Here is a 12,308-nt window from a genome sequence, read left to right on the forward strand (position 1 = left end):
TGGCTTCGACGACACCGGATTATTGAAAGTCTCAACCACTGATCGGACAAGGGATTAACTCGCGCAAACGCCTGCTCTGTAGGGCAGGTTCTTCGAAAATGATACCTGGTTGTCATTACCATCATAGTCAAATATTTCTAATCCCATGTTCCTCACCTACGACCCCAAATTTAATGTCGCTTACCTCCGCCTTAAGGAATCTTCCGGCGAGGTGGAGACGATCAAAGTGAGCGACGCTGTCAACATTGACCTCGCGCCGGATGGCACGCTCTATGGCATAGAGTTTCTCAACGCTAATGAGCAAATCAGCGGCTTTCCCGGAGGCGAGTTCGTCGTAGTCAACGAAGCCAGCGGCGCCAAGGCTAAGTTGGAGTTGCCTTGAAAGGATCTCCATGCACATTCACCATTCCGTCACCCTTCCGTCACAGGGTATTTAAAGGCACTGCTAAAGGATAATCCTTTCGCGTGACGATGTGACGATAATTTTGCTACACCCCGGCTGCTGCCAGCGCCGAATTGATATGTTACATTCCATTACTCATCATTCATTAGTCATTTGCAATGGCTGAAACTATCACCTTATGGGTCGGCGGGTTGTTGACGCTGATGATCTTCAGTTTCCTCTACAAGGACAACCCCTATTACAAGTTCGCCGAGCACCTCTTCGTAGGCGTCTCCGCGGCTTACTGGATGGTCGTCGCCTTCTGGACAACGTTCATCCCGAACCTGATCGCCTACCTCTATCCGCCGTCGATGGGCTGGTTCGCTGCCAACCCGAACGAGGCTAAGGTGGTGATCGACAACCTCCACGCCCTCGAATGGTGGCAGCGGTGGGGTCGGCTTGTGCCGCTCATTCTGGGTCTGATGATGCTGACCCGCCTGTTACCCAGGGCGTCGTGGATTTCGCGCTGGCCGATGGCGTTCATCATCGGCTTCTCGGCCGGGACGAACCTGACCCGCTACCTCCAGAGCGACTTCATAGCGCAGATTCGGGCAACACTTATACCGTTGGTTGTCGTCGGAGCGGACGGCTTCAGCCTCGGCGCGACGATCACCAATCTGGTCATCGTCGGCGGCGTCCTGACCGCGCTCGTCTATTTCTTCTTCTCAAAAGAGCATAAAGGCTGGTTCGGAGGTACCGCACGGGTTGGGATATGGGTCTTGATGGTAGCGTTCGGAGCGGCGTTTGGCTACACGGTGATGGCGCGCATCAGCCTCTTGATCGGGCGAATGAACTTCATGGGCCGGTGGATCGAGAGCGTGTTTTGAGTGCAGAATGAAGAATTCAGAGTGTAGAATGAAGATACTACTTTGAAAGCCAGCGATACAGTCAAGGGGGGTGGACTTGCCATCCTGCTTTCCTTTATTGATGTAGGATTGGCAGTGGCTCAAGAGGCGGTTGGCAGCAGCGCAACGCCCGATACGCGCCTTTTCAACCCACAACGAGCCAATACGCTCATGGTCGTAGCGATCTTCTTCGGATCGGTGCTCTTCTTCATGCGCGAAACGCGACGCGGCCGGTATCTCTTTATCCGCCGCATCGCCGGGCTTGAGGCTGCCGACGAAGCGATCGGTCGTGCCACTGAAATGGGCCGTCCGGTGCTTTACATCCCCGGCATTATGGATGTCGATAACATTCAGACTATCGCCTCTATGGTAATCCTGACCGACATCTCGAAACGGACCGCGACCTTCGATGTGCCGGTGATCGTGCCGCTGAACCAGCCCTTCCTGGTGCCGCTTGCCGAAGAGTCAGTCAAGGAGGGATGCCTCAGAGCCGGCCGCCCCGACGCATTTATCCGCGACAACATTCGCTATCTCTCGAGTGAGCAGTTCGCGTTTACCGCTGGCGTCACCGGGATAATGAACCGCGAGAAACCGATGGCGAACTTCTTCCTGGGAGCCTTCTTTGCCGAGTCGTTGATCATCTCGGAAGTTGGTTTTGCGACCGGAGCGATCCAGATTGCCGGGACGGCAAATGTCCATCAATTGCCGTTCTTTGTGGCGGCTTGCGACTATACCTTGATCGGCGAGGAATTCTTCGCGGCATCCGCTTATCTCTCGAAGGACCCGCAACTATTAGGTACCCTCAAAGGCGCCGACCTGACCAAAGCGCTCTTGATGGCGATCCTTGTGATCGGGAGTTTTCTGGCTTGGGCCGGCTTGAACGGGCTGGGCCGGTTCTTCGCAGCGGGAGGGTGAATTTCACAGTGCCTGAGCGATAGGATTCAACTCCGCTGATACTTCTGTCCCGAAAGTCGTTTTTCCAAATCACTGATCGAGACCCCTTCCTTGTCCTCTCCCAAGTCCCGCACCAAGTTCGTCTTCTTTACCGGCGGCGTAGTATCGTCGCTTGGAAAGGGGATTGCCGCGGCGTCGCTTGGCGCGCTCCTGAAGAGCCGCGGCCTCCGCGTCACCATAATGAAACTCGACCCTTACATCAACGTCGATCCGGGGACGATGAATCCGTTCCAGCACGGCGAAGTCTATGTAACCGACGACGGGGCCGAGACCGACCTCGATTTGGGGCACTATGAGCGGTTCCTCGATATCTCGATGAGCCGCCTCAATAACGCCACCACCGGCCAGATCTACGAGACGGTCATCAATCGCGAGCGCGCCGGCGACTACCTCGGCGGGACGGTTCAGGTTATCCCCCACATCACCGATGAGATAAAGCGCCGGATCAAGGCTGTGGCCTCATCCGGCAAGGGCTGGGACGTCGTTCTGCTTGAGATCGGTGGCACCGTCGGGGATATCGAAGGTCTGCCTTTCCTCGAAGCAATCCGCCAACTGGGGCTTGAACTTGGCCCGCGCAACTGCTGCTATGTCCATCTGACACTGATTCCCTACCTCGAATCCTCAGGCGAAATGAAGACCAAGCCGACCCAACACTCGGTGCAAAAGTTGCGCGAGATAGGAATTCAACCCGATATCCTTCTTTGCCGGACGCATCAGGAGATACCGTCAGATATGAAACGCAAGATCGGACTATTTTGCAGTGTGCGGAGCGATGCTGTGATCGAAGCGCGCGATGTCGAGAGCATTTATGAGGTTCCATTAAATCTTCAGGCACAGCAATTGGACCAAATTGTAGCGCGCCGGCTAGGGCTTGATGGCCTGGCGCCTGACATGAACTCCTGGAGCTTGACGCTTAGCAGAATACATAAGCCCCAAAAATCGGTGCGCGTTGCCATATGCGGTAAATACACTGGCTTGCACGATGCCTACAAGTCGATCATTGAGTCATTTGTTCATGCCGGTGGTGAGAACGATGTTCGTGTTCACCTCGATTGGCTCGACTCCGAGAAGGTTACTGATGCCAACGTCGGAGAACACTTGAAGAATATCGTCGGTTTGCTTATTCCGGGCGGCTTCGGCGATCGGGGCATCGAAGGGAAGATCGCCGCAATCCGATTTGTTCGCGAGAATGACATCCCGTTTTTGGGTATCTGCTTGGGAATGCAGTGTGCGGTGATTGAGTTTGCCCGCAATGTGGTTGGCTGGAAAGACGCCAATTCGTCGGAATTTAACGATAAGACCCGTCACCCGGTGATAGATCTTTTGCCCGAGCAGCGCAAATTGCGGCGCAAGGGCGGCACCATGCGACTCGGCGCCCAGCCCTGCCACTGCCTGCCCGGGACGAAAGCGCATCACATCTACGGTTCGGAAATAGTTAGCGAACGGCATCGCCACCGTTATGAGGTGAACAACGACTATCGCGAGGACCTGGAGGAGGCAGGGCTGGTTTTCGGGGGGCTCTCACCCGATCATCAGTTAGTGGAGATGATCGAACTTCCGGGACATCCCTGGTTTGTTGGGTGTCAGTTTCATCCCGAACTAAAGAGCCGTTTCACCAAAGCGCATCCGCTCTTCCGTGAGTTTGTGAAGGCAGCACGCGAGGGGTGACCTATCTCAATGCAACTTCTTGGATATTCACGGATTTAAATAGGCATCTATCCGATAGTTGACACGAGGACTCAAGTTGATTCGCTGATATCGAACAACTCTTCATCCCTGCCAACATGTCATCACTTTTCCAACAGAAGTGTCCAGGATTCGTAGCAACTTGTAGGGCGGAGCCTGCCATCTTGACCATCCTTGCTTAATCGCCATTTCAATTTTCAGGAGAGTCATTGCGTTTGCACATCTTGTCAGGCCTCGCCCTGGTCATGCATATGCTATTCCCGACCCTTTCACGAGCCGGTGAGATCACCGGGGAAGTCATCCTGCCGGCGATAGCGACGCACGGATCTGTTCCGTTATCGCCCTATGCCCGGGCACGATACGGCGCCGCAGCAGGAATTTCGGAAGGCTCCGCTGATGAATTCATTGCAGTCGTATGCATCGACCGGCATATCAATTTGATTCCAGCACCCCCGCCCCGCGATTATCCTGTAGTCGATCAAAAGAAACTTACCATCGTACCGCATCTTCTCCCCATTCAAGTCGGGACGACGGTGCGCTTTACCAACTCCGACAGCATCTATCACAATCTTTTCAGTCTTAGTCCTGCCAAGCGCTTCGACCTTGGGCGCTATCCCAAAGGACGTTTTCGAGACCTGACTTTCGACAAGATCGGGGTGGTGTCAGTCTTTTGCGATATGCACGCGACAATGAGTGGGGTGATCTATGTGATGCCCAATTCCTATTATGTGGGAGTGAAAGTAGATGGAAAGTTCCGGCTGTCCGACGTTCCGGCTGGAGACTACAGACTTATGGCCTGGCACGAACGGCTTGGCGAACGCAGCCAGTCGGTAACGGTTCCTGCCGAAGGTGAGGTGAAAGTCAACTTCGATTATCGCTAATCAGCAGAGATAAACAACCTTGACTTTCAGGGCGCGGCTTTTTATGGTCTTTGCTGCGATGAGTGCGATTCTCATCGGAGTGGCGATTATTGTTGTAAATGTGCAATTTAGACAGCACGCTATCGAGCGTCAGCGTGACGAGTTCGCCGTTGTGCATCAGCGCGTTGACCGGTTCCTTCGACTAAGTTTCGACAACCTGACCGGACTTGCTACTAACGTCGCTCAAGACCCGCGACTAAAGGCGAGTATCTCAACCGCCGACCGCGCCACTATAACTCTCGCGCTCGATGAACTCTATGCCAACTACTGGACCGACTACTTCTGGCTGCTTGACCGGGATGGTGTCGTCATGGCGCGAGTAGATCGACCCCGGTTATGGGGTGACACACTACGCGAACTGCCTGTGGTGCGGGACGCGCTCTCTGGTTATTCATCGGGTGACATTTGGTTACGTGAAGGCCGGCTCTTCCAAGTTGCTGCGGCTCCAATTCTTAGCAGTGACATTGAGGTCGGGGTCCTACTCTTGGGAGTGGACTTTAGCCGGATTTTAGACGAGCAGTTCTTCCAACTCTCCGGTCTGGAAACAGCGCTCATCAGCGGCGAGCGCCTCTCCGCAAGTTCGGTTTCCAGTGAGCGTAGAACCTTGATCCAGTCCGCACTGGTTCAGGCGAGCAAAAAGGATCTTGTTTCCGAGTCAATGCCGGTTGTTCCTATCGGAGTGGATACCTTAAAGTCGGCACCGCATATTCGGTTCGACGTTGCCGGTGAAGAATTCGGTGGTGGCGGCTTTGCTCTGGCTGACATTACAGGTCAGATTGTGGCCCTTGGCGTAGCCTTTCGGTCGATGGAAATAGAGAATCAGCATTACCGGATGATTCAGAACGCGCTCCTACTGGTTGGTATAGGAGCCGTCTTAGCTTCGCTAACTGCGGCTTACTTCATTGCAAGACGCATCACGCGTCCGATTCAGAGGTTGGTGCGCTCGTCGGAACGGCTCGGTGACGGCGACCTCGACACTCCCATCAAACCAGATAACAACGATGAGATCGGAGCACTGGCTAATGCCCTCGACAGTCTGCGCATCTCATTGCGCAAAGCCCGGGAAGACCTGATCCAAAGTGAACGACTTTCCACTATTGGCCGCATGGCTTCGTCGATCATCCACGACTTTCGTCAGCCTATTTCGGCGATTTATGGGTACCTCGATCTCTTAACGATGCCGGGCTTTCCCGCCGACGAGCGCGAACTTCACAAGGAAAAACTAACCAAACAGATCGACCGTATGATCGGTATGATCAACGAACTGCTCGACTTCGCCCGGGGAGAAGGCCGGCTTAGCCCCGAACCGATCCGTTTGACAGACTTTCTCGACGAACTGAGGATCACCTTCGAGCGTGAGTGTCAGATACGACAGATCAAATTCGTTACCGAGTATGGCTGGGATGGGGAAGTGGTGATCGATGCTCGACGATTGCAGCGCGGTGTCGAGAATATCATCCGGAACGCCATCCAGGCTGTCGGCGACGGCGGGCGCATCGAACTGCGTTCCGAGTGCCATCGTGAGTGGTGCGAAATCGGCATACGCGACAACGGTCCCGGGATTCCACTGGAAGTCATCGGAACGATCTTCGAGCCCTTTGTGACTTACGGCAAAAAGGAGGGCACCGGACTTGGACTCGCGGTTGCGCAGAAAGTCGTCCGCGAGCATGGCGGTGAAATCTCGGTTGAAAGCATCAAGGGCGAAGGCACCAATTTCACTATCCGCCTGCCGGGATCTAAATTGCACCCTCAAGGGCAAATTGTACCCCAAACCGGGACGGCGTCCGAGAATTCAATTTAGTGAATACAATCATAATGAGAATAAGAGCACTAAGCATCTTCAGTATTCTAGCGCCGATCCTGATCGACTTCCGACCGGCGATTGCCGACTATGGCGTCCTCGGCAGTGACAATCTGCAGATCGCCGGCGACATCATGGTTACGGCCCGGGTGCTTGACAAGTTGACAGCGATCAACCGTAACATACGGCAGGACGATCCCTTCAACTTCTACCGCATTAGAACCTTCCTGACCGGCCGTGCAGACGAGCATCTCAGTTACTACATTGAGATGCTTTGGGATAGCAAGGCTGCGCCTCGTATTCAAGGCGCCTATTTGCAGGCGGGTCGTTATTTCGGCGGGTTGACGATCAAGTTCGGGGCGATACCGTCGCCCTTCGGAAACTTCAGCCACCGCTCGACCTATTACAATCAGAGCGGCCTTATCGGAGTTCCAGTAATATGGCACTATAGTACCCCGCTTCAACGGTTCGGGCAATCGAGCAATGCCTCGCTAATGAGCGGCCGCAACCGCGTCAACAACGGCTTGCCACTTGCTTACGACGCCTGTTGGGAGAACGGCTTGGCGTTCCTTTGGCGACGCGGTATGATCGATGCAACAGCGGCTGTTACAACATCGACGCTCTCGAATATGAGCGCTCAGAACAACAAGGGCTTCCAGCAAATTTACCGACTCGGGGCTGCCTTCGGACCGGGCTTCCGCTCCGGCGTGTCGTGGTCGCAGGGACCCTATGTCGAACCGGAAGCAGCGACGGTCCTGCCGGAACGGGTGATTGCCTATCAGCAGACGGCTGAGGGCTTCTACGTTGAGCACTTGTTCGATCATTGGGAGTTCTACGGCGAGGTCTTGAGATCGACTTGGGAAGCGGCTTATGTCTATGAGAATGAGGTTAGTGCAACCGGTGGTTATCTTGAAGGACGATGGAACTTCCGCCCCGGGTGGTTCATGGCGGCGCGCGTCGATCAGTTAGTCTTCGACAAGATATCGACCACGAACGATGGCTTGGGGCCCAAGGCAACGTGGGGCTTCGACTTCTTGCGTTATGAAGCGGCGTTGGGCTGGCGTCCGTCGCGTTCGACCATGGTTCGACTTGACTATCAGTTGACCGACTTCAAAGATGATCGCTGGTCCCCGGTCAACCTGCTTGCACTGCAGACGATAGTCACCTTCTGACCGGTGTAGGTGGTTTCTTTATGACCGTCGCGACAGGGAGCGTCTCGATCTTGACTCGAGCGTTCCGGCTGTCTATATTGAGGCATCTATCGCGGGGTGGAGCAGTCCGGTAGCTCGTTGGGCTCATAACCCAAAGGTCGCAGGTTCAAATCCTGCCCCCGCTACAGGTGATAAAGAAGACCGGGTCGAAAAGCTCGGTCTTCTGCATTAATTGCACTGTCGAGAGTGCAGGATTTATATACCCCGATTAGGATAGAAAAGAAGACACGAAGTATAGTGTGATTGGAGACTTAGTATAGTTGTAATGAGTGCGAGAATACGCTCGCTGAAGCGCTGGAAGCCGTTGACAGGGAGTTCATTTTCACGCCTATTATTGTTGCCATAACGGACGCAACAGAGAAAGAAAACGGGACATCTTCAGTGAAGTGTCCCGTTTCCCACGAAAACTATCGCGTCAACTACCTGATGAGAGTCATCTTAACGACAGAGATTTTGTCGCCCGCCTGCAGCCTGCAGAAGTAAACGCCCGACCCAATCGTTTCAGCTGACCAGCTGATGGAGTATCTTCCTGCTTCCTTCATCTCGTTGATTAGGGTTGCGACCTCGCGGCCCTGAACATCGTGAACGGATATCCGTACTCGACTCGATGCCGGCAGGCCATATTGGAAATTGACTCTATTATTAAACGGATTCGGATAAGCGTTGCCAAGTGTAATTTCTGTCGGGATTGTGTTGGATATGTCGCTTTTTTCTCTATCCAACAAGCCAAACAAACGATTCATCTGATTCGGGATATCGTCTCCGGTTGCGTCGATGTGATTGCCATTTGCTAATTCATAGACTGCCAACCAATCGAGTGCTGCCTGAATGGAATCCTGCAAAGATTCCGCATGATCGCGGGCATCAGCATACTCTTCCAATGCAGAGTTATAATTCCCCTCGAGTGTCAGGCAATGGGTGGCATATCGTCTGGCCATGCGGGCGACTCGCAAATCGTCATGATCATCGGCTACATTCTGAAGGAATCCTCTCAGGCCCTCGAAATCTTGGTCTTCGATTTGACTAACGCATCCGGCCAAATAACAGATCGAATTGATCCCGATTGCCCCGGTATCGTAGGCAGTTGATTCGAACAATTCAGCGGCTTGATCGAATTCGTCCTGATCCCAATAGGCCATTGCAAGCTCGTAGTCATCCGCATTGTCGATGATGGCCGAGTTCTCCCATGGCGAGTACAGTATGTAAGATCCAGTTCCATAATGGAACAATTGACTCTCGTAGAGATTGGGCGACGATGTTCCCCACCAGTTTTGCCAGGCGTTTAGCCATACGAGATTGAAGTCATCCATGTAAATGGAATACCCATTTGGACCGAGGTCGAATTCATGGATATTGTTGTAACGGACGTCGGGGCTTGATAATCCGACCAAATAGATCTCCGACCCATTTGGTGAACCGCCACCTTGCGTGCCTGTGCCGTTGCCATAGATATCGTTATGCCTTGTCGTAGCACCGACGAAGTCATACGTATTCAAGTCAGGTGATGAAGCATAGGCATATACGCCTGCACCAGAATTGCCATAAATCCGACTACGAACGATCTCTGGATTTGCTGAGGAGAGGAATACGCCGGCACTTTGAACGGTGGCATCCTTTCCATTGGCGGTGATGTCACAGTTCTCAATTAGCACTTGGCCAGCGGTTGTATTTGTAAGATAGATCCCCCTTCCAAGCAGTGAGGGATCGTGGCTATTCGTGATCGTTGTATTCTTTAAATACAAGCGAGAGTTATTGGAATAGACCGCTGTTTTGCAAGAGTCAAAGTAGCAATCTATGAGATCCATGCGATCTGATGTACTCTGGACTCCCGATGCATAGAGGCCATAACTTGCACCGACAACATCGCAATATGTAATATCAACATTGCCTGCGTAGACTCCATTTAAGATACTAAATCCGTTAAAATACTGCCCCTTCTCAACGCAGGCAATGGTTACCATTTCATCATATGTTCCATTTATTGTTAGTGTGCCTCCATTCATGTAGATGCCTGCGCCCGTTGGCACAGAAATCTGCAATCCGGCGGGTATTACTAAATCAACTCCGGGATCTATTGCAAGGTCTCCGGTAAGACGCACATACTCATGCACAGGTGAATTGCCTTCCCAACGCCAAATAGGCCGATCGACAAGTATAAATGGATCATTCCAAGGAAGAAAGAATAGATCGGGCTCCACGGGAGTACCTGCCCAACTACTCGTGTTTGACCATGGTCCGCAATATGCACCCATATCAGGAAGTCCGGAAACAGCCTCATTATACCAGTATCCTCTACCGCCTCTTCGCCCGGCACCGTTTGGCAAAGGTTCCCATACCCTTTCCCAAAGATCGTCCCATTCACCGCCTGTCCACCACTCGGCCTGCTTTCCTTGATTAACAAAACAAGGTAATCCGCCAAAATTATCAGGCCAATACTCACCCTCATATAGATGAAAATCTATGTCTTCTGCCGCCGGCGTTGTTTCAGACCAAATGACACATGCGATATCATCCTTTTGGCCATTTTCACCCCACGAGTTGTAATCAGGATTATTCCCTCCGTCTTCGGATCTTTGATATGCGACTTGCTGTGGTCCGCCATTGGTAAAGCGGACATTTTGAGTATATAGACCTTCTCCTGCTTGCTGTCCATCCTCATAGTATTGAAGTTCAGTATCACAATATATATTGTAATCAACCCTATCAGCAGGTGCTTGCTGGGCTTGTGCAAAAGCCACTGCTCTAAATCCAGCATCCCATAAACTGAAGACATTATTATAAACCTGCTCGGCACCAGATCCGCCACCTTCGACAAAAATGCAATGCCTTCCAGGATTGTGCACAGTATTGTAGATAATGTCGGAAGCGCTTTGCTCTCCGAGCAAAAGTCCATGACTACCTGTGTTGAATATGAAATTATTGTATATCCATACATCCTCCGTCTGGTCGCGACTGATCAGACCAATGCCATGATCCACATCATTACCATTCGTGTTGTAAATGAAGTTGTTGTGGATCTTCATTGAAGTTCCCGCCCCATTTCCAATCCTAATTCCATTGGCAATGTCATGGAAAGTACATTTGCGAATCTCACTGTTACGCCATGAATTTATTCGGATAGCATCGCCTAAGGATTGCAGGAATTCTGAGGTTTGAACACTCAAATGGCAATCGTTGATAGCGATCATCGGATCCCCGCCCGCGCCTCCGTGCATAACATCACAACGAATGAAGTAAACTGAATCGCAGTTCGTTAGCGTCATTGTGCCCCAATCGCCGGCCTCGCCTCCTTCGCCACTACCTACATATGTTCGGTCTCCGGAATGCAAGGCTGCCTTGAAACTGCTTGCGGCTGCACCAGCTGCGCCAACATTGACATCGGCTCCATTTACGAGAAGAAATTGGGCTCCCTCTTCGAGTTTCAGTCCATAGCCGCCACCCAAACTTATGTTTCCTAACACTGTGAGAGCTCGATCATTATCAACCAAGACCGTGAACTTATGTGCAGGATTATTGTCAGGGTTGTTGGCAAGATTCATACCAGCGATGGAAATATTGGCATCAAAGATAACGGAACCTTGACCAGTAATGTTCTGGATATTGTCCATTGCACTGTTGATTGTCAATCGGCTCCCGAGACCTAAGTCAACATCTGGTTGAGCCGCACCGAAATCGACACCGCTTTCTATTGTTACCTGCTCTTCCGCTCCTATAGAGAAATCACCTTCGACCAAGTAAGTATCACGAAGAATGTCAGTTGAAATCTCAGCGCCGTCTGGGATGATACAATACGAACCGACGCTACTGTTGGCATTTAAGGCGGTCAGGTACTGGGTATGAAATGCTCTCTTCTCCGCCAAGTTGTCTGCATCGAAATGAGCGCCGCCGATTCCGCCATACATCCCGTTGTTTCCGAGCGAATTGTCCGGATCCATGCACCGATTGTCATTCGCATCTCCATGATTAATACTCGGTGATCCCTGCAGAAAGTGGAAGTCGAGAGAATTGAACGCATTATTCCCGAGATGTAGAGGAACATAGTCGAGGTTTGGATCTCGTACACGGTCATCGTCATTTCCACCACCATCTGTGGCAAGAACAGGACGTTCGTCCCATACACCACGGCCATTATCTGTAAAATAAGGATCTGCAATTATTGGATCAGCATACAAATTGTGAAGTGCACCCGCAGGATCAGCCCATTCACCGTTTCCAGTTGGATCTTCGCCACCCCATTCAGTGCAGTTTTCTGGACCTCCGCCGGCATTACGCCAAACGACATGCATATCAGCAGGAAACTCATCTGGTTCATCGTCATCTCTTTCCCAAACGGTGAGTCTGTTGAAAATGGGTCTATTTTGATCTGCTATTCTCATTTCTAATTTTCAAAATAGACTTTATGCCGTTTTCGAGCGTTGTGTGAGAACCAAAAGGGGCACTTTTACAGCG

General features: G+C 52.0%; 8 protein-coding genes and 1 tRNA gene. 8 read left to right on the forward strand and 1 reads right to left on the reverse strand.

Annotation, left to right across the window (positions count from 1 at the left end; translation table 11 throughout):
• Positions 1 to 145 precede the first annotated feature (145 nt).
• From FJY67_08810 to FJY67_08845, 8 genes are all read left to right on the forward strand, one after another.
• The gene (locus tag FJY67_08810) at positions 146 to 382 is read left to right on the forward strand and encodes a DUF2283 domain-containing protein (GenBank protein MBM3329552.1); all 237 of its coding nucleotides are present in this window, start codon (positions 146 to 148) and stop codon (positions 380 to 382) included.
• Between the two features lie 179 nt (positions 383 to 561).
• Positions 562 to 1,269, forward strand: a complete 708-nt coding sequence (locus tag FJY67_08815) for a hypothetical protein (protein ID MBM3329553.1) — start codon at positions 562 to 564, stop codon at positions 1,267 to 1,269.
• A 42-nt stretch (positions 1,270 to 1,311) separates the two neighbouring features.
• Positions 1,312 to 2,202, forward strand: a complete 891-nt coding sequence (locus FJY67_08820; protein ID MBM3329554.1) for a hypothetical protein — start codon at positions 1,312 to 1,314, stop codon at positions 2,200 to 2,202.
• Between the two features lie 90 nt (positions 2,203 to 2,292).
• Positions 2,293 to 3,909, forward strand: a complete 1,617-nt coding sequence (locus tag FJY67_08825) for a CTP synthase (GenBank protein ID MBM3329555.1) — start codon at positions 2,293 to 2,295, stop codon at positions 3,907 to 3,909.
• 227 nt (positions 3,910 to 4,136) lie between these two features.
• Entirely contained in the window at positions 4,137 to 4,808 is a 672-nt protein-coding gene (locus FJY67_08830; GenBank protein ID MBM3329556.1) for a hypothetical protein, read from the forward strand.
• A gap of 19 nt (positions 4,809 to 4,827) precedes the next feature.
• On the forward strand, positions 4,828 to 6,648 hold the full coding sequence (locus FJY67_08835; GenBank protein ID MBM3329557.1) for a HAMP domain-containing protein: 1,821 nt from the start codon (positions 4,828 to 4,830) through the stop codon (positions 6,646 to 6,648).
• A gap of 14 nt (positions 6,649 to 6,662) precedes the next feature.
• Positions 6,663 to 7,820 carry a hypothetical protein gene (locus tag FJY67_08840; protein MBM3329558.1) on the forward strand — a complete coding sequence of 386 codons (1,158 nt, stop codon included), beginning with the start codon at positions 6,663 to 6,665 and terminating at the stop codon, positions 7,818 to 7,820.
• Between the two features lie 90 nt (positions 7,821 to 7,910).
• Positions 7,911 to 7,984, forward strand: a tRNA-Met gene (locus tag FJY67_08845).
• Positions 7,985 to 8,278: 294 nt separating this feature from the next.
• Here the strand turns inward: FJY67_08845 and FJY67_08850 are convergent.
• Complete coding sequence (locus FJY67_08850; protein MBM3329559.1) at positions 8,279 to 12,235, reverse strand: T9SS type A sorting domain-containing protein; 3,957 nt, start codon at positions 12,233 to 12,235, stop codon at positions 8,279 to 8,281.
• Between the last annotated feature and the right edge of the window lie 73 nt (positions 12,236 to 12,308).

This window comes from Calditrichota bacterium (assembly GCA_016867835.1).
Classification (GTDB): domain Bacteria; phylum Electryoneota; class AABM5-125-24; order Hatepunaeales; family Hatepunaeaceae; genus VGIQ01.

What these genes read in the sequence shown, in the direction of transcription:
- FJY67_08810 (MBM3329552.1), top strand. Translation starts at nt 146, where the DNA reads ATGTTCCTCACCTACGACCCCAAATTTAATGTCGCTTACCTCCGCCTT.
- FJY67_08815 (MBM3329553.1), top strand. Translation starts at nt 562, where the DNA reads ATGGCTGAAACTATCACCTTATGGGTCGGCGGGTTGTTGACGCTGATG.
- FJY67_08840 (MBM3329558.1), top strand. Translation starts at nt 6,663, where the DNA reads ATGAGAATAAGAGCACTAAGCATCTTCAGTATTCTAGCGCCGATCCTG.
- FJY67_08850 (MBM3329559.1), bottom strand. Translation starts at nt 12,235, where the DNA reads ATGAGAATAGCAGATCAAAATAGACCCATTTTCAACAGACTCACCGTT.